This is a genomic window from Bacillus sp. FSL L8-0152, from assembly GCF_038006365.1.
Taxonomy (GTDB): Bacteria; Bacillota; Bacilli; order Bacillales; family Bacillaceae_G; genus Bacillus_A; species Bacillus_A cereus.
In genome coordinates, this window is record NZ_JBBOVB010000001.1 from 3,446,909 (window position 1) to 3,470,079 (window position 23,171).

The window sequence follows — 23,171 nt, forward strand, 5'->3', positions numbered from 1 at the left end:
GAAAATTGTCCTTTTCACAAAAAGAAAAACCACCCTAATATTTACTATATGTTTTACTTAAATGACACTCCAATTCACCTATATCTCCACCTTGTTGTACATAGGATTTCAATCTTTCTGCTAGACGTTCTCCGGCTCGACTATCTAGCTTCTTCGTATCAATAAACGATCTAATCCTTACCTTATCTGGAGTAATATCTCTACGAAACATTTGTCCTGGAATTTCACTCCAAAAACGATTCCATTCATCCAGTAATCCTATTTGATCAAATAAAAAACCTTGAATTCCACATAACCAAGCTGTACAAGCAGTATTTCTTTTTCGACATCCAACTCCATCTTGTAAATGTTGGCATGAAAAACAACAAGAATTTCCACTTTTTATACAAACTTCACAAACGTAATGAGCTCCTAATGAGCGAAATGTTTCAATCCCATGTTGGATGATATCTTCTTTCTTAACCTCAATACTCAACCTATCCCTCCTTAGCCATCATTTCACTTTCTGCTCCATCTAGCTCTTCTAACATTGAAATCGTATCGATTAAATGGTTGTTAAAAATCTTCCGTACAACCACCAATAAATCCACAATAATAGGGTCTCGTAAAGAATATAAAACTCTTTTTCCATCTTTTCTACCAACAACAATGTTTTTTGAACGTAGTACACTTAATTGCTGAGAAACAGCTGAACCTTCCTTATTTAGAATATCTTGAATTTCGTTTACGCTTTTTTCACCTTCTGACAATAATTCTAAGATACCTATTCGCAAAGGGTGTGCTAAGGCTTTAAAGAAATCTGCTTTAAATTGTTGCATTTCGTTTCCCATTGAAATCCCTCCGTTACTTTTCCTCAATTTTCAAAAGTACCATATACATCTTCAAATGTTTGAATATGTATATGGTACTTTTAAAACCTCGAATTTTCAATACAAATTTTACAATATTAAATAAGCATCAAATAGAGATACTATTCAAATTCAGGTTCAAAATTTATTATCCAAAATAAAAGCGCCTAACATATTAGGGATATATAATACGTTAGGCGCTTGATATTTAAAATTTCTCGATTTAGGTCTTGATAATATTGGATGAGTATATAACCAAAACGCTAGATGACTAATATGAATAAACTTATTTGTAAAATTAATTCATTAGAATATTTTAAGAGCAAGTTTTGAAAAAAACTATTCAAAACTTGCTCCTTCTTTTCTCAGATCCAACTATTTTGATACTAAAACCAACAGTAGTGAATTAGAATAATGACTTAATACTTGCTAAAACTGTAAGTACACCTACAATAATAACAAATACGTTGCTCATTTTCCCTTTGTATTTAGCTAGTACTGGCACTTTTTGAATCGCATACATCGGTAATAGACATAAGATAGCAGCAACTAAAGGACCGCTTAGAGAATCAATAAGTCCAAGAATACTTGGATTTGTATAAGCAACAAACCAGCATGATAATACAACGAAAGTAAGGATTACTGTCTTAATTGTTTTTTCTTCAATATCTTTTCCACGTGATTTACCGAACTTAATAATCATGTCACGCATTACTTCAAATGCTCCGATATAATGGCCAAGGAAAGACTTTGTAATAGCCACAAAAGCAATAATTGGAGCTGCAATAGTGATTACAGGCGAATTAAGCTCATTAGCAAGATATGAAAGAATTGATAAGTTTTGTTCTTTTGCCATTTTTATATCATCTGGAGTCAAGCTCAATGCACTACTCCAAACGAAGAACATAACAACAGCGAATGTCATGATATAACAAACCTTTTGTATTTGCGCACATTTAGCATCAGTGGCTTCGATTCCATACGTAGCTCTCTGTTTCACAACAAATGATGAAATCATAGGTGAATGATTAAATGAGAATACGATGATTGGTAGAATCATCAATATCGTTCCAAAATAGCCTGTTCCTGTTGAAGCAGTTGAAACAGCTGAAAAACTAAGCATTGACGTATTCCACTGTGGAATTAAAGATATTGCGATAAAAAGTAAAGAAACTATGAAAGGATACACTAACATACTCATTACCTTTACAGTAATATCTTGACCAAAATTTAGTATAGCGATAAGACCAAGAACTAATACAAGTGATAAAATAGCCCTTGGAGGTTCTGGCATGTGCAATTGATGCACGATAAAACTACTTGCAGTATTTGTAAGCGCAACCGAATACATTAGTACGATTGTATAAATTGAACCGAAATATACGATGTTAAAAATGATACTCGCTTTATTTCCGAAATACTCTCTAATTGTACCTGTGATCCCCTCATCAGCAGAATTAGAAGCGTATATCATTTTAGCAAGCGCCCTATGTGAGTAATACATAACTGGATATGCAAGTAATGTAATTAGTAGTAAAGATAATAAACCACCTGAACCTGCATTAATCGGTAAAAAGAGCACCCCTGCTCCAATTGCAGTTCCAAATAGACTGAGTGCCCATGTAGTATCCTGCTTATGCCACTTTTTCGGATCTGCATATTGCTCATTTTTTCGTGCGGTATTTTCAGCTTGAACTTCTATTTTCTTTGCAGTATTCCCGTTCATATAATAACTCCCCCTTGTATCTATTCCTACATCTCTCTTTACGCCTAACAAATATTCCCTTTTCGGAAAATGAATTCCTTACAAGTTGCCCCACTTTGTATGTCCTTCATCATAATGAATCCAAATTGAAACATTCGCTAGTTAGCGTCCTAATATAATTGTTAGCGTTCACAAAAAAGTTTACTCGTAATATCCGCTCTTTATATAAAGACCTCTTAAGAGAACAATATAGAATAGACTTCATAAATACGTTGCAACATTTCTAATAACAGTGTATTACTTTAATGGTTTCTCTTTTTTACTTTTAACAGTAATTTTAGCTAAACCGGCCTCTCTTCATTTGCGAGGCATTTCTTTCTCAATTCTATACATTACCTTCATAACTTCGGTAGCACTGATGATATTGCTTACACAAGCCACTGAAGCACATTACATACATTTCGCCTCTAATCACACACCTTTCTTACTAGTAATCGCATTTTTTATATTTTCTCCAGAGATAATAAAATTTCTCTCGACGCCCTCATTATAACGTGTATATTTATAAAATTAATATTTTTATATTTTCAGAAATATTAAAGTGGAATAATTTTATATGGATAATATTTTACAGTTAGCATGTAGCCATTGTTTTTATCGCTTAAAGCTGAATTAGTTAGTAAAAAAATACAATAATACATTGTTTTTCTAGGTTACTCATTATAAAGATACTTATATCCCCTTTATCAAAAAATTTCATTTTAAACATAAAAGATATTCTAATAAATAATTAATGTAGGTAAAAAGAAAAAATTCCAAAATAAAAAAAACCAAATTTTAGGATATATATTATTAATATTGAATTCATATACATTTTAAAAAGATACACTGAGTAAAAAAACAAAAAAGCTGCCCCATATGGACAGCTCATTTACATAATTATCGTTATCAGGAATATCTCTATGTTTGTAATGAATCGTTTTTACATCATTTCCTTTTATGCGAAAAGTAATTATGTCCTCTCCATAAGGCGGATTGTGTGCATCCTCAAAAGTTTAAATTTTAAAATCCCTCATTAACTAGCTCTTTTATCGAGTTTAATTTTGAAGAAAGCTCGATAAACCATTCTTCATCCCCTGTTAATAATGCAAGATCTATAAGATAAAGGATTTGTTCCTTATTTATTACCTTTGATTCAGGAAGTTTGTTAACGTGTTTACTAAAGAGTAAAATCGCTTCATTTATTGTGTACTTGCCGTCACGTTTCACAATACTAACTGTAACTATATCCTCCACATCATCAAGTGACACAATATAACCAACTATTAACTCACCTTCATTTGATATTCCACGAACCCAATCTCCTACTTTTAAAACATGATTATTATTTGACATCATACCGTTTCACCTTCCTATAAATATTTTTTGTGACGATAAAAAAGATATAAAAACAATTATACTGTAATATTTTTCATTACATTTAAGTGTTAAGAACTCACGGCTATATAATAATTAAGCCGCTTAACGCTCTTGATTGATAAGGTCAACAACTTCTTTCATTGTATAATTCTTTAAGTATTCACCTAGATGCTCTTCAGCACCTAAGAAAATAGCGAAAAGAACTTTTCGCATGTTCGAACCTACAACACACTGATTGTTTGATTCTGGACACTTCGGCTGCAAAGCACCTTCAGAGGTTATCTGATAAATATGCCAAAGATTAATTTCATCTAAATCGCGAGCGAAAATAAAACCGCCACCAGTCCCCTCTTTCGATTGTATAAACTTATGTTTTTTTAACAAACTTAGTACTTTGCGAATGCGTACTGGATGTACACCTGCACTTTCTGAAATAGCATTACTTGTTGACATCCGATCTGGCTGTAAAGCTAAATAAGTTAAACTGTGTATGGCCAAGGTAAAGTCGCTGTTCATGATTTTCCTCCTACGATTCAAAATATTGTTTTTCATATATTAATATACTATAGCCATAAATATTACAGATAGGTTAGAACGTTAAAACATATAGAATACTTCTTGCCATAAAAAATTAATTCTCTTATATTCTATCCGGGCCCACCTATATCTGATAACTTCATTTAGCTTTTTAAGTTGAAAATAAAATTAAACACTCCACTGTTTCTTCACTTGTTCTTCTGCCAGTTGTTTAATTTTTGTCCAAATCGTATCTTTACTCACAATAACATTTGTTTGATAATTTCTATCATTATAATTAACTGTAACACATACTTCAATCATCTTCTGCTTCCTCCTTTCAAGAAAATTTTCCATAAGAAATATTATTTATTAATTAGCCAACTTTTGTAATTCAATGTTTAAAAATGTTCGGACGCTACGTGGTAAAAATTTACGAATTTCTTCTTCGTTAAAACCAATTTGCAATCTTTTTTCGTCCAGCATAATCGGGCGACGCAACATTAGTGGATGCTCAATTATTAATGTATAAAATTCATTTAGCGAGAGCTCCTCAATATTTATATTTAAGTCCTGAAAAGTTTTGGATCTAGTTGAAATAATTTCAGTAGCCCCTTCTTCAGTTAAACGAAGAATCGATTTAAGCTCATCAACTGTCATAGAATTTGATACGATGTTTTTTTCAATATAATCAATTTGATGCTCTTCAAGCCATGCTTTCGCTTTTCGGCATGAGGCACAGCTTGCTGTTGTATATAGAATTACCATATTTAACTCACTCCTTTAATGTTATGAAACGTACATTTTAAACATCGGTTATTGAAATGTATTAAAAAAAATTACAGTTTAGAATCAAATACAAGCAATATTATTTATTCGAGAATATTTAATTTATCTACATTTTACAGACGATAACAACTCACTTCTAAAAACTATACTGTAATTTTAAACTTTACAGTTCTATAAATCAAATGTTAAGTCTTGGATTCATTCTATTAACGTATAATAGGAGCAGTTGAGACAATACTTGCCTCAACCGATTTTTATATCTCTTTATAATTTTTTGCAGTAATGACTGTTTCAAACTCAAAGGTTTCGGGTAGATGATCTGCATAAGAATATTCAAAAGTTCGTCCATCCGTTAAATAAGCTACTTGTTCAACTCGCATTAGGAAATCCTGATTTGTTAAGTTCATAAACTGCTTTTCCCTATCATCTGGGCGAATTCCTTTAACCCTGACAACAGATGTCCCTACTTCAAGACTAAGTTTATTTTGAATATGTGAGTATATAGACTCCTCTAAAACAGAAGCCTCAACACCTGGGATAACCGAAATTGGCATCCATGTATGCTCCATAATCGTCGGAATGCTGTGAATGATGCGGAGGCGAATGATTTTATAGACGAAATCACCGATTGAAACTCCCAATTTCTCAGCAACTACTTCATCAGCCCCAACAATCGCAAACTCGATAATTTTACTTTCTACCTCACTGCCGTATACAGCTTTCGTACCTGTTAAAGTTTGAATCATTCGTGCCTTTTCCTGTTGACGCCAATCTTGCACCACTGTTCCACTTCCGCGCCGGCGGATGATGTAGCCATCTCTAACTAATAGATCCAGCGCTTTCTTAATAGTAAGGGCTGAAACACCAAATTCTTCAGCAAGGACGGGGCTACTCGGAATTTTTTCGTTGATTTTATATTCACCGTCTAAAATTTGCTGTTTAATCTTTTGATAAATGCCGAGGTATTTTACTTGTGTTGATCCGCTTGCCATTTCCATACCTCCTTTATACTGCAAACTCTCTTCTATTCATTCAAATGTAAAGCCTCAAGTTTGTAAACTGAAGGTGATGGGGAAGCAAATCCATTTTCTAAGATTTCAATATTCGTTACCGCTTCTTCGTCTTTCACAAGTTTTGGTGCACCATTTATAATTGTTTCATACGCGGCATCATAGAAACGACCGTAATCACCAAGTGGCGTTTTAATTTGTTTTTCAATCCAGTCACCATTTGCATTACGATACTTAGCAACTCCATAGTACATCGGTGAATCTTCACCAAACCCTGCACTCTCAGGCATAATCCCCGCTTTCAAATCATTTTCCTGCTGATCTTCACCATATTTAATAAATGATCCATTTGTTCCATGAACGATAAAGCGTGGATAATCTTTTGCTACGACATGGTTCGTTTTCAGCTTAATCTTCAACTGATTTCCGTAATATAGACCAACATCGAAATAGTTATCAACCGCACCTTCCATTTCATTATTACGAATATCGTATGTCACCGTATCTGGACGGCCGAATAGTGAAATCATACGGTCCATCGTATGAATACCTAAACTGTAAAATGAACCTTCTTCTTTTGGAGCTTCATGAGTGATTGAACCAGGACGGAAATAATCAATATGTGATTCAATCTCAATAATATCACCAAGGAACCCTTGTTCAATTACTTGCTTCACAGCTAAAAAATCACCATCAAAACGGCGGTTTTGATAAGGCATAACTACTACACCTTTTTCTCGTCCTAAAGCTAATAATTCTTTCGCATGTTCCACTGTATCGCAAAATGGTTTTTCAACGATAACTGATTTTCCAGCAAGTATAACTTTTTTCGCTAATTCGTAATGCGTATGTGCTGGCGTACAGACCGTCACCACTTGAATTTCCTTGTCATTCAACAATTCGTCCAAATCAGTAGTGAAGTAAACACCTTTTCCCTTATATGGAGCCGCTAATTTTTCATTTATTTGACGTACAAAAATCGTTTTTATTTTTATATTATTACGCGTGTTTACATAAGGTAAGTGATAGCGGTTAGCTGACTTTCCAAATCCAATAAAGCCCATTGTTAATGTCATATTTTTCAACTTCCTTGCTCATAAATTTTCGTTTCTACATTTATTATATAGTTTACTTTTTAAAAGTATATAGTTTTAGTTCTTAATTTGTATATAAAATGAAAAAGTAGGAATAGAAACCATTTCGATTTTCATCCCTACTTCTTTACTATATTTGTGTAATACCAGACATTAATTGTTTTAACTCGCACGTTCTCTTTTTGTCTTTCTTTAAATGACAAAGGATAACTACTTTCCACTTTCCACCGATAACCTCTAAAGTTGCCTCTACAGGAATATTGTATGTTTTCATATAAAAATCTCCTTTAATAATTTTATAAGACAAATAAGCTAAAATATTTAAATATTACTTTTAAGTATCTATAGCACCTTAAAGTACGTACTTTTTATTGTGTTAAACATGTTTCATAATAGCATACGTAAACAGCAGATGAGTAGTACGGCACCAAAAAGTACCTGTATTACTTTTTAGTATCTATATCACTTTAAAGTACGTACTTTTCATTATGTAAAATACATTTCATAATAGCATTTGTAAGAGTTGAGTAAGTCATGAAGTATTAGAAATTACCTGTACTTTAAAGTGAGTATTTTTATCATACATTTTGTCAGACGATGAAATGACATGTTTTCATTTTCACATCCATTCACAATGAATAAATAATTTTCAAATATATTTTAGGAGGATATCTATAATGAGTAAATTACTAAAAGAAAAAATCGGGTTTGGTACAGCACCACTAGGAAATATGTACCGTAATATCCCAGAGGAAGAAGCAATCGCTACAGTGGATGCTGCTTGGGAGAATGGCGTTCGTTACTTTGATACAGCTCCACTTTATGGATCTGGATTAGCGGAAATCCGTCTTGGTGAAGCACTGTCAAAAAGAAATCGTGATGATTACTTTTTAAGCACCAAAGTAGGTCGAACGATTTCAGATGAACTAGAAGATCCATCTGCACGTGATTTAGGTGAAAAAGGCGGACTTTTCGAATTTGGTCGCAAAAATAAAATGATCAATGACTATAGCGCAGATGCAACATTTCGTTCTATCGAGCAAAGTTTGAAACGTTTAAAAACAGATCGTCTAGACTTTGTTTTCATTCATGATTTAGCACAAGACTTTTATGGTGATGAGTGGATTTCACAATTTGAAACAGCTCGAACAGGAGCATTCCGTGCGCTAACACGTTTACGTGAAGAAGGAGTTATTAAGGGCTGGGGGCTTGGAGTAAACAAAGTAGAATCAATTGAACTTATGCTTGATTTAGAAGAAGCGAAACCAAATATATCCTTACTAGCTGGTCGCTATTCATTATTAGACCACGAACGTGCATTGCAACGAGTAATGCCTGCAGCTGTAAAGCATAATATGGATATTGTTGTTGGTGGCCCATATAGCTCAGGTATTCTTGCTGGAGGCGCTCACTTCGAATATCAAAAAGCATCGCCAGAAATTATTGCAAAGGTTGAGAAAATCAAAGCTCTTGCAGATCGTCACGACATCAGCATCAAAGCTGCTGCATTACAATTTTCACTAGCAAATCCAGCAGTTGCTGCCGTTGTTCCTGGTGCAAGTAAACCGGAACGAATTGTAGAAGACCAAAACGCCTTAAATACAGTAATTCCAGCAGCATTCTGGGAAGAAATGCGCGAACAAAAACTAGTAGCACCTAATGCACCACTACCAATCAACGTAAAATAATAATGAAACTTTAATCAGTGGGAGCATCCCCCATTGATTATTTACCCGTAAATACCGGGATGAAAAGGAGCGTAATGAATATGGCACATACTACTACATCTATGGAAATTTTTTCTTCACCGGAACAAGTATGGCAATTAATCGGAGGTTTCAACTCCCTTCCAGACTGGTTACCTTATATACCTAGCAGTAAATTAACTGAAGGCGGTCGTGTACGTCATCTAGCTAATCCGGATGGGGATACAATTATAGAACGATTAGAAGTATTCAATGATAAAGAGCGCTACTACACGTATTCAATCATGAATGCACCATTCCCAGTCACTAATTATCTATCTACAATCCAGGTGAAAGAAGGTACTGAAAGTAACACATCGTTAGTAGAGTGGTCTGGTACATTCACTCCTGTTGAGGTTAGTGATGAAGAGGCAATAAATCTGTTTCATGGTATATACAGCGATGGACTGAAAGCATTGCAGCAAGCATTTCTAGATTGATTCATGTAATTGATTGAGACGAAAAAGTTAATTAACAGTCAAACATTCGACTTTGTGGTTAAGTTCATTATGAAAGATAAACAAATACAAATTTCATGCCTGCTTGTTAATGACAAGAAATAAAAAATACTACCTCCAAATGGAAGGTAGTATTTTTTTATTAATCAGGAAAAACAATTAATCCCTCTTCTTTTTCTTGCTGTTTTAAATCTTCTTCTGGGAATGTTACAGTTGAATTTTTATCCCCTGTTTTTTTTGTTTCTTCACCTGGAAATACGAAAGTTGAATTTTCTTTTCCTTCATTTTTTTCTACGTTATCTGGAAATACCATAGAATCATTGGTAGTTAAATCACTATGAAAACCAAGGTTAGACAAAATCGCTTTTAAATCTGGTAAAACCCCTATTTTATCAGATGATGGGTCATTAGACTTTGTGCCTGTATTAGGATTACTTAAAATTGCTCTCAATTCTTTTGGTGTATATGCCTTACCTAAATGTTCTTTAGCAATCCCTTGAATTGATACAGCAGCCCCAGCGATTATAGGCGAAGCGCTAGAAGTACCACGGAAATTAGAAGTATAACGATTCATTATACTCTGATCTGTAACTTTTTGTCCTTTACTATTTTGATTTTGATATGTATCTAATGTATCAACATACTCTCCCCAACCATATACATTAATTCTACTACCATAGTTAGAGAAAGCTAAACGTTTATGAGGAACTCTTGCAGTAGATGCTCCAACTATAATAGCTCCTGAATCTTTAAAGTCTGGACTATTTCGATTTAAAATCTGCTTACCATTACGGTCTTTAAATTCATCTAAATCAATCCCACCATTACCAGCTGCTTCTACAATAATAATGCCTTTATCTGTACCTTTGCGAATTGCGTTAAATATACTCGGGTATACTTCTACTGGTAAAGGGTCATCTCCATATCCATCATATTTAAAGGATTCTTCTATTAATAAAACATCTCCAGCCTGTAAAGAATCTACGGCACTTAAAATAGCACCTCTTACATCGATTCTCCCATTATCTCGGATCACTGAAATTACTTTTACCTTTGCTTTTGGTGCAATCCCAATGTTCCCAATCCCATTGTCAGCTGCAGAAACAACACCTAGAACTGAAGTACCGTGAGAAAGATCATTACTCATTTTTCCAGACATAAATTCAATATTTTGACCGACTAAATCTTCATGATTTAATAACCAACCTTCTTCCAAATCTACAAAAGTTGCTCCCTGGCCATTTCCTCCTTTAATTCCCCAAGCATAAGGAGCATTAATTCCTAAAGGTGCCTCTTCAAGATATCCCTGTCTTGAAAATCTAGGTTCATCATAAGGATTGACTGATAATACAGGCAATCTCGAGCCAGTTGTTGTGTTTATACTCTTATTAGAACGAACTTGTATTTTACTAGAATCGTCATTAGCAGCATATACTGTATTTGTTACAAATGTCGTACCTACCCCAGCAAAAGCTGTAATTGCAAGTGATGATATTAACATACCTTTAAAATTTTTCATTTTTCCACCTCTAGTTTTCTATTAGAAATAACATATTTAATAATATGTATGAACCAAAAGCATTTTATCTTATTATAAAAATTAATAGATTTTATAGCTTTTGATTTACATAAAAACTCCCTTCATTCTTGTAATTCAATATGTACATCTCAAAACAACAAACTTACCGTAACTATTATAGTTACACCTTTATTGATTTTCAACTACGAAATATAAATTTTTAAAAATAAATTTATATTACTTTAAAACAGCACTAACCTTTTACCCACATAAAGTGAAACTTTAATCAGTGGTTTTTTTGCTCATCCCCCACTGATTATTAGCCCTCACCAATCGGGCATTTACGGGCAGTTAATGCGGGATAAAAATGCAAAATATCTATCCAAATTACAGCAATCAATAAGTTTATGGACTACGAAAGAAATACGAAAAAGCAAAGCACTAAGTGCTTTGCTCCTTATAAAATCCCTTTTAACTTTTCACCAATTAACTTCGCTACATACTCATAACCTTCTGGCCCAAAGTGTAATCCATCTTTTTCATCATTTTCTACAAATCTTTTATAATCCCGTTCTTGAATCATTTCAGCGAATACGTTTAGAAAATAACTTCCTGTTTCCCTCGCCACTTTCTCCACCACGTCTGCATACTGACTAAGCACTCTATTTGTTCTATTATGCTGTCTTTCTTCATCAACTGGTGCAGGACTAATCAGTAGCACTTTATCTGATGAAACTTGATTCACAATCTTCTCTAAGTTTTCTTTATATGCTTGTAATGACACTTGAGAAAAAGAAACCGCATCATTCGTACCAAGAAAAACTGTTACGAAATCTGGTTTATATGATATTACATCTTCTTCAATCCTATTTAACGCATCGAACGTATTATCACCTGGAACACCTGCATTCACTACTATCCAATTCGGAAACATCTCTTGCAAACGTGGTGTTAATCTCGGCATTCCATCAAAAAATGTTTCATCAGCTGTAATACTATCTCCAAAACATACTAACTTTTTCATTAAGCTACTCTCCTTTTACGTATGAAACAACTTTCCTTCTATTGCTTTTATATATCTGTCAGCAGAACGTTCAACTGCCTCATTTGCATTTTCTTTTACTACTCGATGAAAAGCGTTGTATAAACGATTAAACTGTAACGGCTTCACTCGATTCACCATTTCTTCCACTTTTCTCGCTGGTAGTGGAATTAAGTTTGGATAGCTGTACATGAAGCTTACCCACCGCTCATCTGCTACAACTTGAATAATATCACCTGTTAACAAAATTCCTTTTCCGTCATTACCTTCTTCCCAATGTAAGACAGATCCACCTTTAAAATGTCCCCCTAAACGATGAATGACTAATCCATCAGCTAATTGTAAAGACTCACCAGACCAATAAATAATACGACTACTCGGACGCATCACCCACTCTTTATCATCTTCATGTATATAAATTGGTACATCAAATGTCTCTGCCCATTCTACTTGCGTTGAATAATAATGAGGATGAGACAATGCAATCGCATCTAATCCGCCAAGCTCTTTTATTTTCGTAATTGTCGTTTCATCTAAATACGTAATACAGTCCCACAGTAAACGATATGACTCTGTTTTCACTACAAATGCCGTTTGACCGATCGCAAATCCTGGTTTTGTCGTAATACTATAAAGTCCATTTTCCTCTTTAATTATTTCATTTTTATATGTATCATCTGTTTGCAAATTTTCTAAAGTCGTCCAAGACTGCCCTTTCGGATTCACATACTGCCTTTCTTCATCACAAATATGACAACTCACTGGTTCTTCTACACTCGCTGCATACTGCACGCCACACGTTGTACAAACGAAATTTTTCATCATAATTTCCCCTATCCCTATATTTTTATTAAGCTGACTTTTGTTGATAATGATCTGCTTTTTTATTTTCAATTATTAAACTTATAAAAGTAAGTAAATAGACAACTGTAACCGATAATGGAATTACAGTAAATCCTTTTTCTGCAAAAAGAATCCCGCAAACTGACGTTACAAATACAGTCCCTACTGATAATAAACCATAACTTTTACTTTCATAAATCCATACGTACGGAATAAAATGAACACCTATTAACATCGCTACTACAAAAGGTAACCATTCTGGAAATTGAAAATAGGCAAGTAATACAAGTGGAATATTCAATACATTTATTCCACCAATTAAGCCTGCCAAAACCCCTAACGGATTTCCTTTCGCAAACATATCAATCTTCAATATAGCAGCTATCATTAAGCCAAAAGGAAACACACAGCCCATACCGATTAAATATACCCACACCACTTGTTTTTCAGAAAGAACAAATCCCGTTATACTCATAACTATCCAAAATAAAACGCCGGCTAATATAATCGGTAGGCCTCTCTTCGTTTTTATTGCTAAATCCTTTTTCGCTTCTGCAACATTCATCTCACTATCTCCCCAAAAATATTTGTACTATAAAGTCACCTCAACCTCACCCATCCAATAACGCCAAGCTTCTAAATAATCTTCTAAATCTTTCGGGTGGTGCCGTAAACATGTATCTATACGAAAATATAATCCTATGACTATTTCTTCATATAAATCACGGTCATTTTTATGAAATACACATTGTTTCATCGCATAACAAATCGTTTCTTTTGTTAAATCTTCCGGAGTTGAACAGAACGCATAAATTAAATCATATATAGGATCTCCTAACACTGGTAAAGGATCAATTACACCGTGCAGTTTATTCTCTTGAAATATAAAATTATGAAATCCAAGATCACCATGCAATAAAAACGGCTGATTTATTCCAGCGTCCCTATTCGCTAACTTAAGAACCGTTCTATACTCTTCTTCACTTATGTAACGCCTTACATTTTCATGAGCTTCTATCACATTTGTTGTTAAAAATCCACTCCAAGATTGAACCGGATTTTCTTTCCATCCCCAGCCATCAACCTCTGTAGCTACTTCATACTCATTGATAACTTCTTTTACAAGTTTACAAAGAACACTCCGTTTATAGCCTAGTTTGCAAGAAGTTGTGCCCTCAAGGAATGAGTAAACAATATAGCGATTTAAAGGTTCCTTATATAAAAGCTTTGGAAATAATTCGTCCTTTTTATAAAACTGAAGAAAATAAGCTTCTTCACGTATGACATCGGATTCATTCAACTTTACAACGTATTGTTCATCTAACAAATATATAGTACTTGCCGTTCCCCCGTTTAATGCTTTTACGCTATTTGAATAATGTGAAATAACTTTTTCCTTAACTAGTTGTGCAGTGATTATTGAAATGTCCATTCTCTCACCCTTTAATTCGGAAGATTCCCTCAATTCAAAAGACAACTTTACTATTATTTGACAAACGCAAGGGAAATCCTCCCAACCATCCTAATATAACAAACAACAATTTTATTTTATTACAATGGCTTTCTTCAATATCCCATTTATGATAACGTGATTTTATCACTCTAAATGCTCTTCATATACTCTAATAATTTCTATTGCAGGGTCTATGTCTTGTAATTTATGAGCCAAACTTTCTACACCAAACACTTCTGTAAACGTATGACTGCCTACAATTAAATTAATCCCTTTAAATTTCGCATGTTGAACTGTATATAATGTTTTTTCACCTGTTATGTACGTGTCACACCCTTTTTCTAATGCACGTTCAATCAAATTTGTATTGTTTCCTGCACCGGTTAAAATCGCAATCCGTTTTACTGGTTTATCGTGATTTCTCCAGCTCTTCACTTTCTCTTCCATTTTTTCTTCAAGTTTTCCAACTAAGTTTGAAAAAGGAATCGCTTCTTTATATTCTCCTATTCCCGGTAGTTCTTCTTCCTCATACGTGGAATATTCCAGTATTGTATCTATTCCAATTCCGTTAAATAACGATGTACACGTGCCAAAATTTACAAAATCTAACGGCAAATGAATCCAAAAATGATTCATTTCATATTGCTTCAATTTCTCAATACAAGCCTCTTCCATACCAAATAAAAAACTCCACGGCGCATGGTGTGTAACTATCATATCGACTCCATTTCTATACGCTTCTTCAATAGTTTCTAACGTTAAATTTGTTGTGTAACCGATTTTGTGAAATTCATCTTTACTTATATGAGTAAAACCATATTCATCATCGCCGTATTTATGAAGATGCTCTCCAAATAGTGATGTTATATGTTCGTTAAACTGCTTTATATTCATTTTATTTCTCCTTTCATTTACTTTTATATTTCAAAAATAAGGAAATACTAAATAAAAACGTTACATACATATAGGAGGACACCATGAAACCTGAATTTTTAAAAGCTATACATGATGCCATTGGAAATGTTGAACACATTCATATAGAGGAAAACGGTGCTGACAGCTTACTTATCCATCATGATGATGCACAGCAATTACAACAAGTCGCTAAAACGCTAGAAAATAACAATTTTCGCTCTGCTTTAAGAACAACTGGAAATGCTTCGTATATTGAAGTATTGAACAGATAGTGAAAGTCCGGATGTATGCCGGGCTTTCTTTTTTTATATTGAAACTTCAAACTCTTTCACATACACCGCTGTTCCAGCGATATCTATTTGTAACTTTTCGTTTTCTATCCCTTTCGTTACATAAACGGTTACACGACCATCTTTATTTATTTCCTGTCCTTGCTCAACGATTAAATCCAATTCATGTTCAAAATCTTTCTCTAAATACTCCGCATAATACGCTCCCATTACACCTGAAGCTGTTCCTGTCACTGGATCTTCAATCGTTCCTGCATAAGCTGACGAGAAATGACGGCCATGCATTTGTGCCAGTTCATCATAAGTTTCTAGACAAATTGGGTGAATAGAAGCATTAGGTATTTCTCTTAATACTGACGGAAATGCAGCATTATTAGGTTTCATTCTCTCACACGCATCTAGATTTTTAATCGGCACAATTACAGTCCAGTTTCCTGTACTTCCATATACTATCGGTAAACTTACATCTAAATCATTTACTTCTAAACCAATACTATGAGCTAATTCTTCTTTTGAACCTGCAAAATCTTTAAACTGAGGTGCTGTCTGCCTCATTTTAATAAAGGTTTCTCCATTTTCATTTACACCTATTTGTATTGGTAAAATCCCTGCCTTCGTTTCAATAGTAAGGTTACTTTTCTTTTCTAATAAACCTTTTTCACGCAAGGCACATATCGTCCCTACTGTCCCATGACCACATAAATCCATTTCAAAACCAGGTGTAAAATAGCGCATTCTTATATCTCCTACTTCTGAGGAAAGAACAAAAGTTGTTTCGTTATATCCAATTTTTTCAGCAATAATTTGCATTTCCTCTTCCGTTAATCCATCTGCTTCTAATACAATACCTGCTGGATTTCCCTTAATTGGTTTATTCGTAAATGCATCGTAATGAAATACGTTTATAGTCTTCATCTTCTTTTCTCCTAATCTACTTTAAAAATTTTATAATAAAGCTCTGTCTCCGTTTTCATCGAACAATTATTTCTCCAAAATATCCTCTGCATCTTTTCATTTGAAGTATGCGTGCTTCCGATGTAATAAGTAGCCCCCATTTCCTTTAACATATGTAAAGATTGAAGATGCATATGAGAAGCAACTCCTTTCCCGCGATAATAAGGCATTACTCCCAAGTAAAATAATCGTCCTTCACTTTCTGTTCCAGTTTCTATATGCGGTATGGACATACCAATTGGCTCAGTTTTATCATAAAAAACAATACATGACTTTCCCCAACCCTTACCTAACTCTGTTTGCACGGAATAAAAATGTTCATCGATAGTTAAAATTGAAGTTTGATTCCCTGAACCCGACATACATTGTTCCCAAATATATTTAAATTCTTTTTCCGATAACGTTCCTTCTGCTATTGATCGATATGTATATTGTCTTTCAAGCCCTTCTATATTGTTCAATTCTCTACATACTTCTATCTTTGCGGCATGTAAAGAAAAACCGGCATCAAGTAACACTTTTGCGTTTGAGTTATAACTACTAAACCTCTTGTTTAATACAATACTCGCTCTTTTTAACTCCCAATTAAAACAAACCTCTTCAAATCTACTTATCTTTTCTTTATATGTTTGTACGTTATACAAAACATCTTCTTCTATTTCTTCAATTGTCACTGCATTTGGTAAGCCATTTAATACTTTTTTAGAAGGACCAAACAGATTCTGAATGATTGCAAGATCGTATATCACCACTTTAATTCCCCCATACCAGGCTCAATAAACTTCCCTGAAACATCCTCATTTGAATCTATTACCCAATCATATATATTCTTTGCTCCTTCAGCCGGATTCATATTCGTATCAAAAGCACCAATGTCAGTCTTTAATTTCCCAGGGTGAATTGCCGTTACACGAATTCCTTTATTCTCAAACTCTTGTTGTAAGTAGAGTGTTAACATATTTTGTGCTGCTTTAGCAATTCGATATGAATATGAGAACTGGCCTTGCGGAAACTCTTTGTTCGCCATTTTATGTAATGACCCTAATCGAGAGGACACATTTACTATTCTCGGATGATCCGATTTAGCTAACGCCATATATGTACCTTTTACAGCCCGAATTACACCTAAGCAATGAATATTAAATAAATCCGTTAACTCTTCTGAATTTGTATGTAAAATCTCAGTCTCCTTCCCAGTAATGCCAGCGTTATTTATAACTAGATCTACATGCTCTGTATATTCCTCAAGCTGCTTCTCAATTTGCTCCGTACTCTCATCAACCGATAAGTCTGCCAATATAGGAAAACATCTACAACTATACATTTGCTTCAATTGCGTTACCGCAACCTCAGTTCTAACTAACGGATAAACGATATGCCCCTTTTCATGAAATACTTTTACTAACTGTAACCCTAATCCCCGATTTCCACCTGTAATAACCACTCTCATATACTCATCTCCTTATTTTTAAAATAAATAAGAAAATCCATCCACTTACCATTCTCTAATGAAAATGCCTCTCTCTTGCATTCAAATGAAAAGCCTGCGCTTTCCGCAAGACGCACTGATGGCTCATTATCAACATGTATATGTAATTCGATTCTATGAAAATCAAGGCAACTAAAAAATAACGGTAGCGCAGCTTTCACACTTTCAACACCATATCCATTTCTCCAATATTGATTATGTATGGAGTATCCCATCATCGCCCATTGATAGTCCATACGTAAAATTTTAATCAGCTCTAGCTTACCAATATTAGCTCCGTCTTCTTTACGAAAAATACCTAATACATACATCTCATCTCGATGTGCTGCTTCATCAAACCCTCTAATCCATTCCGTGAACCATTCTTTTGTTCGTGATGCCATAACTTGATAGCCATCGTCATATTTATACTGCGATGGCAGTCTCTTATTAAATCCATCTAACCAACTTTCGTAATCATCTTTTTGGAACGGACGGATCATAAGTTTCTCTGTCTCTACTTGTAATAGCGGCAGCTTCATTTACATCTCTTCCTCCAGTAATTGATTGAATATTCTTTGTCATCTTACACGAAATACAAAATCTAGTAACAAACCTTATGCCCATCAACTTAAGAAATTAGTAGTTCCCCAATACGAAAAAAATAAGTCGAATTCTATAATTAACTGTATAAGGGGAAATTTTTCATTTTGAGGTAATTCCAAACCCTTGGCTTGATAACGATGTGACGGTCGCCCTCCTTAGGAGAATTACTTGAATTCACTAATGAAGAAATTGTACCAAAACGTCATTTTAAATAATCAAGTCAGATTATCTATTTCTAAGTTGATTATTTAAAATATAAACCTTTGCCCACTGGCTGAACAGTTTCAAGCACAGTGTCAACCATTTCTTCATTAATCAAGGTTCTTATAATCCAAGCTGAGAGGTCTTGAGCAGCAAAACAACCTGCGGCAGTCGAGATATTCCCTTCATTTACGAAGCTTTGTTCAATAACGTCTACATCAAATTCTTTAAGTTGTTCTACTACAGATGGATATGTAGTTGCTTTTTTGCCAGTTAACAATTTTTTAGCTCCTAGTAGTAGTGAACCAGAGCACATAGAGCCTATTAATTGTCTTTGAAGATCTACATGAATGCTATTAAGATATTCTTGATTTTGATATAAACCTTGGACCCCCTTGCCACTTGCAAATATTACTGCGTCAGCGGAAGGTATATCAGATATGCTTCCTGTCATGGGGATACGTAAGCCAGACATGGATATATGCGTTTTTTCCGTTCCTAATAGCTGGACATTCCAATCAGAAATACCGCCAACTAAACGTACACGATTTAATAAATCCCATGGTAAAAAAACATCTATATCAGTAAAGTTATCGAAACAGACTATCGCAATTTTCATTCTCTAGCCTCCTAATTGTTGAAATATTAAAAACATTTTAATTATAACAATTTCAAGTGGAGGTAGCGAGGTTTAAATTGCCGAATAGCCGAATATCGTTCGAGCGTTACCAAGCTAAAAAATTGCATCAAAAAAACAAAAACGTTTATACTCTCCACTAACAGAAACATTAACAAAAACCCAGTGATGCTTTATACATAACTGGGTTCTCCATCTTTTCATAATTTTCTATTTCACAAGAACTACATCTCGTAATTCCCTCTTCAACACTTTTCCTAAAGCGTTTTTCGGTAACTCATCCATGAATACCACTTCTGGTATTTTGTAACTGGCTAATTTCTGTTTACAATACTGAGTAATACTTTCTTCTGTTAATATTGTTTCGCTATCCTTCACAATGAAAGCTCTTGGAACCTCTCCCCAAAAGTCATCTAGAACTCCAACTACTGCAACTTCTAAAACACCATGTATTTCATGAATAACATCTTCTACTTGATCTGGATATACATTGTCACCACCGCGTATAATAACGTCTTTATATCTTCCCATAATATGCAGGAATCCATCGTCATCTATCATGCCAGCATCACCCATGTTAAACCAGTTATCTTTTACTACCTTCTTTGTCGCCTTTTCATTATTCCAATACCCTTTAAACATGTATGGACTTTTCACATGAATCTCTCCAACTTCATTTGTTGTTAATTCATGTCCTGTTTCTGGATGAACAATTTTCACCTCTACATTTTTTAAGGTTTTTCCTACAGAAGACATCTTTTCTTTTCCCATCATTGGATGCCATGAGGTTACAACCCAACCTTCTGTACTACCATAACCTTGCACCATATATATTCCTTTTTCCATATATTTTTGAATGAGTGTTTCTGGCACTTTTGTACCACCGCTTTGTGCTACTTTAAAGGTTGAAATATTACGTTCTTTTTTATTTAATTCATCAAGCATGTAACTATAAACAGCAGGGAACGCAAGCATCGTAGTAATTTTCTCTTCTTCAATCTTATCCCAAATAAGAGTAGGATTCAAATCAGCTAAGAAAATCATCGTAACGCCATGATAAATACAATTTAAAATAGAAAGCACGCCACTCATATGAAACAATGGATGCACAGATAAAAAGCGTTCACCTGCTGGGATTTCTCTTTGTCCCGCAATTTCAGCAAAATAGTGATGTAAGTTTTTATGTCCAATTACACATGCTTTCGCCTGTCCAGTCGTTCCTGAAGTAAATAAGTAAATGGCGTCGTTTTCTTCATGAACTTCTACGTTCGGTTCTGTCGTTGGCTGTTTTTGCAGCTCTAATTCAAATGAACCAAAACCTTCTTTTGTCGTTTGAATTACATAAGGAATTTCTTTAACAGCATCAACATTTAATAACACTTCACTAAATTCTTCATCAATAACTAACACTTTTAATTTCGCTTCTTTTACAATCGTTTCTAATTCATATACAGTAAGCTGATGATTTAGCGGAATAAATACCGCTCCAATTTTTAAACTTGCCATCATAACGCTTGGAAATGGGTGATTATTTTTGCATAGTATTCCTATACGATCTCCTCTTTGCACACCATTATGTAACAAATAATGTGCAAGCTGATTTACTCGTTCATTATATTGCTGAAACGAATATCTTTTCTTTCCTCCTACAAGCGCTTCCAAATTTGGTGACTGCATTGCTCTCTTTTGTAATAATTGTCGCATCGTTCTCAAGTAAAACTCCCCTTTATATATGTTAGGTTTTTTATTTTACCAGATTAACTATTAATTTACTAAAGATTACACTTAGTGAATATAAGAAGAATATAAAATAGCCATTTACTTCACAAGTAAATGGCTATTTTTCATTATATATTAGAATACTTCTTGTTCATCACATATTGCACATACTCAGGTGCACTTTTATCAATCTCTTCATCACTTAGTTTATATTCTGCACCATATAAATAAAAGGAAGGTATAAATTCCATACCTGTATATAAGCATGTAGCTTGGAATGGTTTCGTCAACTCATCCATTGTAATCCCACTATTTTCATAGTCTTTTTCTAATCCACCTATAGAAATAGCTACACCAAATTCTTTCCCCTTCACTTTATCTCCTTGTGATCCGTACGCAAATCCATATGTTAATACATCATCAAACCATTTTTTTAATAATGGTGGTGTGCTGTACCAGTAAAGTGGAAATTGGAATATATATCTGTCATGTTCTACTAATAACTTTTGCTCTTCTTCAATATTAAACTCCCAATTCGGTGCCACTTTATACAATTCATGCACCGTAATTTCATCTGAATGTTTCTCAAGTTCTTCTATCCATCTTTTATTAATTTTTGATTTTTCAATATGAGGGTGTGCTACAATTACAAGTGTTCTCATCATTTTCCAGCCCCTTTATAAATTAATCAATCCTTTACGTATTAGTATGAATGAGTTACATATAATTGAAAAGTACGTACTTTAAAGTGCTATAGGAACCTTAAAGTACCTGTGGAGGTGTTATATGAATCAAAATGATAATTGCCCAATTGCCACAACACTCGATGTAATCGGTGGAAAATGGAAAGTTCATATTTTATGTATTTTGTCGGATGGAAAAATGCGAACAAATGAAATTAAACGAGAAATCCCAAACATTACACAAAAGGTTCTTACACAACAACTTCGGCAACTTGAAGCTGATGGGATTATCTATCGTACCGTATATCAAGAAGTTCCACCAAAGGTTGAGTACACACTAAGTGAATACGGAAAATCTTTAATGCAAATAATGAATAATCTGTTTGAATGGGGAAAAGATCATCAGATTAAAAGATTACATGACTAAAAAAGCACTATATACTTTGTTTAATCCTCTACGTTCATATTTTTTATTTTTATAAAGTTTATTTTCATCATTTTTTAGCTAACTTGTTTTCTTAGATTGATGGACGTCACCCCACATCCATCAATCTAAAAAGATACAATTAGAAAAATGAGATTTCTATAAAGTTTCGCATATAAACACTACTTCCGCCTCATTAAACGCTCGCTCTACTTTTTCTAATCTCAATTGTACGTAAGCTATAAAGAAGCACCCCTAAACCGAGAATTTTTTTATTATTAGACGCACTAGAACCTAAGGTAATAGTAGGTACATTTAGACCCATAAACCTTTCACTCCATTCTATAGGCATATAAAAAGATACTCCTTAAAAATAAAAACCGCTATTCTCTCTGTAAAATCATAGAAAAGAATAGCGTTTTTTATTTTGAAATAGAAGTATGTATTTAAACTAAACATGCTAATATTGATTTTGTACGATTGTCAGTTACCTCATAATAAATTTCTAATCCTTTCCGAGTACCTGTAACCATTTTAGCAGCTTTTAGTTTAGATAAATGTTGACTAATTGTACTTTGAGGCATTTGTAAATCCCCATACATTGTTGTTACATTAGTAGGACCTTTTGCAAGCATTATTTTTACTAAAGATAGACGAACTGGATGCGCCAATACCTTTAACACCTCAGCGATTTCTTGAAACATTTCTTTTTTTTCTTTCATCTTATTTCTCCCCTTTTATATACATATTTATGTTATCCATATATATAATTCGAAGGTATATGCGTTTTTGTGTCCGTCATTTTAAAAAAATATAAAAAAACTTTAATCCGA

General features: G+C 33.9%; 28 protein-coding genes and 2 pseudogenes. 4 read left to right on the plus strand and 26 right to left on the minus strand.

The features are described 5' to 3' along the window. Positions 1 to 34: 34 nt before the first annotated feature. The 11 genes and pseudogenes from MHH27_RS17250 to MHH27_RS32050 form a co-directional block, all read right to left on the minus strand. Positions 35 to 475, minus strand: a complete 441-nt coding sequence (locus MHH27_RS17250; protein ID WP_000021461.1) for a hypothetical protein — start codon at positions 473 to 475, stop codon at positions 35 to 37. Between the two features lies 1 nt (position 476). Further along, the gene (locus MHH27_RS17255) at positions 477 to 830 is read right to left on the minus strand and encodes an ArsR/SmtB family transcription factor (RefSeq protein ID WP_097822583.1); all 354 of its coding nucleotides are present in this window, start codon (positions 828 to 830) and stop codon (positions 477 to 479) included. Between the two features lie 424 nt (positions 831 to 1,254). After that, a complete protein-coding gene (locus MHH27_RS17260) occupies positions 1,255 to 2,574 on the minus strand; it encodes an aromatic amino acid transport family protein (protein WP_001014190.1) in 1,320 nt (439 codons plus the stop codon). A gap of 854 nt (positions 2,575 to 3,428) precedes the next feature. Beyond that, positions 3,429 to 3,608 (minus strand): annotated as a pseudogene (locus tag MHH27_RS17265) (DUF3888 domain-containing protein); the annotation flags it as partial. 7 nt (positions 3,609 to 3,615) lie between these two features. Beyond that, positions 3,616 to 3,951, minus strand: a complete 336-nt coding sequence (locus MHH27_RS17270) for an IDEAL domain-containing protein (protein ID WP_000987461.1) — start codon at positions 3,949 to 3,951, stop codon at positions 3,616 to 3,618. A 123-nt stretch (positions 3,952 to 4,074) separates the two neighbouring features. After that, positions 4,075 to 4,488 (minus strand): Rrf2-family transcriptional regulator SaiR, encoded by a 414-nt coding sequence (saiR, locus tag MHH27_RS17275; protein WP_001083465.1) that lies wholly within the window; start codon positions 4,486 to 4,488, stop codon positions 4,075 to 4,077. Positions 4,489 to 4,677: 189 nt separating this feature from the next. Further along, the gene (locus MHH27_RS17280; protein WP_000573532.1) at positions 4,678 to 4,812 is read right to left on the minus strand and encodes a BA3454 family stress response protein; all 135 of its coding nucleotides are present in this window, start codon (positions 4,810 to 4,812) and stop codon (positions 4,678 to 4,680) included. A 48-nt stretch (positions 4,813 to 4,860) separates the two neighbouring features. After that, positions 4,861 to 5,256, minus strand: coding sequence for a transcriptional regulator SpxA (gene spxA, locus MHH27_RS17285; protein WP_000236190.1), 396 nt, complete (start codon positions 5,254 to 5,256; stop codon positions 4,861 to 4,863). 275 nt (positions 5,257 to 5,531) lie between these two features. After that, positions 5,532 to 6,269: a GntR family transcriptional regulator gene (locus MHH27_RS17290; protein ID WP_025117973.1), complete on the minus strand. Its 738-nt coding sequence runs from the start codon at positions 6,267 to 6,269 to the stop codon at positions 5,532 to 5,534. Between the two features lie 32 nt (positions 6,270 to 6,301). Then, a complete protein-coding gene (locus MHH27_RS17295) occupies positions 6,302 to 7,363 on the minus strand; it encodes an oxidoreductase (RefSeq protein WP_340943496.1) in 1,062 nt (353 codons plus the stop codon). A 154-nt stretch (positions 7,364 to 7,517) separates the two neighbouring features. Beyond that, positions 7,518 to 7,655 (minus strand): annotated as a pseudogene (locus tag MHH27_RS32050) (winged helix-turn-helix transcriptional regulator); the annotation flags it as partial. 403 nt (positions 7,656 to 8,058) lie between these two features. Between MHH27_RS32050 and MHH27_RS17305 the strand changes: the two are divergent. Further along, positions 8,059 to 9,069, plus strand: coding sequence for an aldo/keto reductase (locus tag MHH27_RS17305; protein WP_000040524.1), 1,011 nt, complete (start codon positions 8,059 to 8,061; stop codon positions 9,067 to 9,069). Between the two features lie 80 nt (positions 9,070 to 9,149). Beyond that, the gene (locus MHH27_RS17310) at positions 9,150 to 9,566 is read left to right on the plus strand and encodes an SRPBCC family protein (protein ID WP_000951538.1); all 417 of its coding nucleotides are present in this window, start codon (positions 9,150 to 9,152) and stop codon (positions 9,564 to 9,566) included. 160 nt (positions 9,567 to 9,726) lie between these two features. Here MHH27_RS17310 and MHH27_RS17315 read toward each other — a convergent pair whose 3' ends face one another. From MHH27_RS17315 to MHH27_RS17340, 6 genes are all read right to left on the minus strand, one after another. Beyond that, entirely contained in the window at positions 9,727 to 11,103 is a 1,377-nt protein-coding gene (locus MHH27_RS17315) for a S8 family peptidase (RefSeq protein ID WP_340943499.1), read from the minus strand. 457 nt (positions 11,104 to 11,560) lie between these two features. After that, positions 11,561 to 12,127, minus strand: a complete 567-nt coding sequence (locus MHH27_RS17320; protein WP_097822579.1) for an SGNH/GDSL hydrolase family protein — start codon at positions 12,125 to 12,127, stop codon at positions 11,561 to 11,563. A 15-nt stretch (positions 12,128 to 12,142) separates the two neighbouring features. Next, positions 12,143 to 12,970: an MBL fold metallo-hydrolase gene (locus tag MHH27_RS17325; RefSeq protein WP_081366351.1), complete on the minus strand. Its 828-nt coding sequence runs from the start codon at positions 12,968 to 12,970 to the stop codon at positions 12,143 to 12,145. A gap of 25 nt (positions 12,971 to 12,995) precedes the next feature. Next, on the minus strand, positions 12,996 to 13,553 hold the full coding sequence (locus MHH27_RS17330; RefSeq protein ID WP_023522581.1) for a DUF7010 family protein: 558 nt from the start codon (positions 13,551 to 13,553) through the stop codon (positions 12,996 to 12,998). A gap of 27 nt (positions 13,554 to 13,580) precedes the next feature. Then, complete coding sequence (locus MHH27_RS17335) at positions 13,581 to 14,420, minus strand: phosphotransferase (RefSeq protein WP_098251471.1); 840 nt, start codon at positions 14,418 to 14,420, stop codon at positions 13,581 to 13,583. A 165-nt stretch (positions 14,421 to 14,585) separates the two neighbouring features. After that, entirely contained in the window at positions 14,586 to 15,335 is a 750-nt protein-coding gene (locus tag MHH27_RS17340; protein WP_097822575.1) for a Nif3-like dinuclear metal center hexameric protein, read from the minus strand. An 83-nt stretch (positions 15,336 to 15,418) separates the two neighbouring features. Between MHH27_RS17340 and MHH27_RS17345 the strand changes: the two genes are divergently transcribed. Next, complete coding sequence (locus MHH27_RS17345) at positions 15,419 to 15,628, plus strand: hypothetical protein (RefSeq protein ID WP_075719109.1); 210 nt, start codon at positions 15,419 to 15,421, stop codon at positions 15,626 to 15,628. A 33-nt stretch (positions 15,629 to 15,661) separates the two neighbouring features. On the opposite strand, the gene MHH27_RS17350 is transcribed toward MHH27_RS17345, so the two are convergent. The 7 genes from MHH27_RS17350 to MHH27_RS17380 form a co-directional block, all read right to left on the minus strand. Further along, positions 15,662 to 16,561: a PhzF family phenazine biosynthesis isomerase gene (locus MHH27_RS17350; protein ID WP_340943504.1), complete on the minus strand. Its 900-nt coding sequence runs from the start codon at positions 16,559 to 16,561 to the stop codon at positions 15,662 to 15,664. Between the two features lie 11 nt (positions 16,562 to 16,572). After that, entirely contained in the window at positions 16,573 to 17,349 is a 777-nt protein-coding gene (locus MHH27_RS17355) for a GNAT family N-acetyltransferase (protein ID WP_139213287.1), read from the minus strand. Continuing rightward, positions 17,346 to 18,050 carry an SDR family NAD(P)-dependent oxidoreductase gene (locus MHH27_RS17360; RefSeq protein ID WP_340943506.1) on the minus strand — a complete coding sequence of 235 codons (705 nt, stop codon included), beginning with the start codon at positions 18,048 to 18,050 and terminating at the stop codon, positions 17,346 to 17,348. Before MHH27_RS17360 ends, MHH27_RS17355 begins: the two co-directional genes overlap by 4 nt. Further along, on the minus strand, positions 18,047 to 18,610 hold the full coding sequence (locus MHH27_RS17365) for a GNAT family N-acetyltransferase (protein ID WP_090977510.1): 564 nt from the start codon (positions 18,608 to 18,610) through the stop codon (positions 18,047 to 18,049). Before MHH27_RS17365 ends, MHH27_RS17360 begins: the two co-directional genes overlap by 4 nt. A 308-nt stretch (positions 18,611 to 18,918) precedes the next feature. Further along, positions 18,919 to 19,494, minus strand: a complete 576-nt coding sequence (locus MHH27_RS17370) for a DJ-1/PfpI family protein (protein ID WP_053563915.1) — start codon at positions 19,492 to 19,494, stop codon at positions 18,919 to 18,921. Positions 19,495 to 19,722: 228 nt separating this feature from the next. Continuing rightward, the gene (locus tag MHH27_RS17375; RefSeq protein ID WP_340944864.1) at positions 19,723 to 21,216 is read right to left on the minus strand and encodes a class I adenylate-forming enzyme family protein; all 1,494 of its coding nucleotides are present in this window, start codon (positions 21,214 to 21,216) and stop codon (positions 19,723 to 19,725) included. Positions 21,217 to 21,359: 143 nt separating this feature from the next. After that, on the minus strand, positions 21,360 to 21,893 hold the full coding sequence (locus MHH27_RS17380) for an NAD(P)H-dependent oxidoreductase (RefSeq protein WP_025921899.1): 534 nt from the start codon (positions 21,891 to 21,893) through the stop codon (positions 21,360 to 21,362). A 124-nt stretch (positions 21,894 to 22,017) separates the two neighbouring features. Here MHH27_RS17380 and MHH27_RS17385 point away from each other — a divergent pair, with 124 nt between their 5' ends. After that, positions 22,018 to 22,341: a winged helix-turn-helix transcriptional regulator gene (locus MHH27_RS17385; RefSeq protein ID WP_001072982.1), complete on the plus strand. Its 324-nt coding sequence runs from the start codon at positions 22,018 to 22,020 to the stop codon at positions 22,339 to 22,341. Between the two features lie 193 nt (positions 22,342 to 22,534). Here the strand turns inward: MHH27_RS17385 and MHH27_RS17390 are convergent, their stop codons facing one another. Continuing rightward, positions 22,535 to 22,690: a hypothetical protein gene (locus MHH27_RS17390; RefSeq protein WP_176520590.1), complete on the minus strand. Its 156-nt coding sequence runs from the start codon at positions 22,688 to 22,690 to the stop codon at positions 22,535 to 22,537. A gap of 94 nt (positions 22,691 to 22,784) precedes the next feature. Continuing rightward, positions 22,785 to 23,060: an ArsR/SmtB family transcription factor gene (locus MHH27_RS17395; protein WP_000660066.1), complete on the minus strand. Its 276-nt coding sequence runs from the start codon at positions 23,058 to 23,060 to the stop codon at positions 22,785 to 22,787. Positions 23,061 to 23,171: the final 111 nt, after the last annotated feature.

Bases quoted from the DNA above. Each gene is read 5' to 3' on its own strand.
- MHH27_RS17255 (WP_097822583.1), bottom strand. From the start codon at position 830: ATGGGAAACGAAATGCAACAATTTAAAGCAGATTTCTTTAAAGCCTTA.
- MHH27_RS17260 (WP_001014190.1), bottom strand. From the start codon at position 2,574: ATGAACGGGAATACTGCAAAGAAAATAGAAGTTCAAGCTGAAAATACC.
- MHH27_RS17270 (WP_000987461.1), bottom strand. From the start codon at position 3,951: ATGATGTCAAATAATAATCATGTTTTAAAAGTAGGAGATTGGGTTCGT.
- saiR (WP_001083465.1), bottom strand. From the start codon at position 4,488: ATGAACAGCGACTTTACCTTGGCCATACACAGTTTAACTTATTTAGCT.
- MHH27_RS17280 (WP_000573532.1), bottom strand. From the start codon at position 4,812: ATGATTGAAGTATGTGTTACAGTTAATTATAATGATAGAAATTATCAA.
- spxA (WP_000236190.1), bottom strand. From the start codon at position 5,256: ATGGTAATTCTATATACAACAGCAAGCTGTGCCTCATGCCGAAAAGCG.
- MHH27_RS17290 (WP_025117973.1), bottom strand. From the start codon at position 6,269: ATGGCAAGCGGATCAACACAAGTAAAATACCTCGGCATTTATCAAAAG.
- MHH27_RS17295 (WP_340943496.1), bottom strand. From the start codon at position 7,363: ATGACATTAACAATGGGCTTTATTGGATTTGGAAAGTCAGCTAACCGC.
- MHH27_RS17305 (WP_000040524.1), top strand. From the start codon at position 8,059: ATGAGTAAATTACTAAAAGAAAAAATCGGGTTTGGTACAGCACCACTA.
- MHH27_RS17310 (WP_000951538.1), top strand. From the start codon at position 9,150: ATGGCACATACTACTACATCTATGGAAATTTTTTCTTCACCGGAACAA.
- MHH27_RS17315 (WP_340943499.1), bottom strand. From the start codon at position 11,103: ATGAAAAATTTTAAAGGTATGTTAATATCATCACTTGCAATTACAGCT.
- MHH27_RS17320 (WP_097822579.1), bottom strand. From the start codon at position 12,127: ATGAAAAAGTTAGTATGTTTTGGAGATAGTATTACAGCTGATGAAACA.
- MHH27_RS17325 (WP_081366351.1), bottom strand. From the start codon at position 12,970: ATGATGAAAAATTTCGTTTGTACAACGTGTGGCGTGCAGTATGCAGCG.
- MHH27_RS17330 (WP_023522581.1), bottom strand. From the start codon at position 13,553: ATGAATGTTGCAGAAGCGAAAAAGGATTTAGCAATAAAAACGAAGAGA.
- MHH27_RS17335 (WP_098251471.1), bottom strand. From the start codon at position 14,420: ATGGACATTTCAATAATCACTGCACAACTAGTTAAGGAAAAAGTTATT.
- MHH27_RS17340 (WP_097822575.1), bottom strand. From the start codon at position 15,335: ATGAATATAAAGCAGTTTAACGAACATATAACATCACTATTTGGAGAG.
- MHH27_RS17345 (WP_075719109.1), top strand. From the start codon at position 15,419: ATGAAACCTGAATTTTTAAAAGCTATACATGATGCCATTGGAAATGTT.
- MHH27_RS17350 (WP_340943504.1), bottom strand. From the start codon at position 16,561: ATGAAGACTATAAACGTATTTCATTACGATGCATTTACGAATAAACCA.
- MHH27_RS17360 (WP_340943506.1), bottom strand. From the start codon at position 18,050: ATGAGAGTGGTTATTACAGGTGGAAATCGGGGATTAGGGTTACAGTTA.
- MHH27_RS17365 (WP_090977510.1), bottom strand. From the start codon at position 18,610: ATGAAGCTGCCGCTATTACAAGTAGAGACAGAGAAACTTATGATCCGT.
- MHH27_RS17370 (WP_053563915.1), bottom strand. From the start codon at position 19,494: ATGAAAATTGCGATAGTCTGTTTCGATAACTTTACTGATATAGATGTT.
- MHH27_RS17375 (WP_340944864.1), bottom strand. From the start codon at position 21,216: ATGCGACAATTATTACAAAAGAGAGCAATGCAGTCACCAAATTTGGAA.
- MHH27_RS17380 (WP_025921899.1), bottom strand. From the start codon at position 21,893: ATGAGAACACTTGTAATTGTAGCACACCCTCATATTGAAAAATCAAAA.
- MHH27_RS17385 (WP_001072982.1), top strand. From the start codon at position 22,018: ATGAATCAAAATGATAATTGCCCAATTGCCACAACACTCGATGTAATC.
- MHH27_RS17390 (WP_176520590.1), bottom strand. From the start codon at position 22,690: ATGCCTATAGAATGGAGTGAAAGGTTTATGGGTCTAAATGTACCTACT.
- MHH27_RS17395 (WP_000660066.1), bottom strand. From the start codon at position 23,060: ATGAAAGAAAAAAAAGAAATGTTTCAAGAAATCGCTGAGGTGTTAAAG.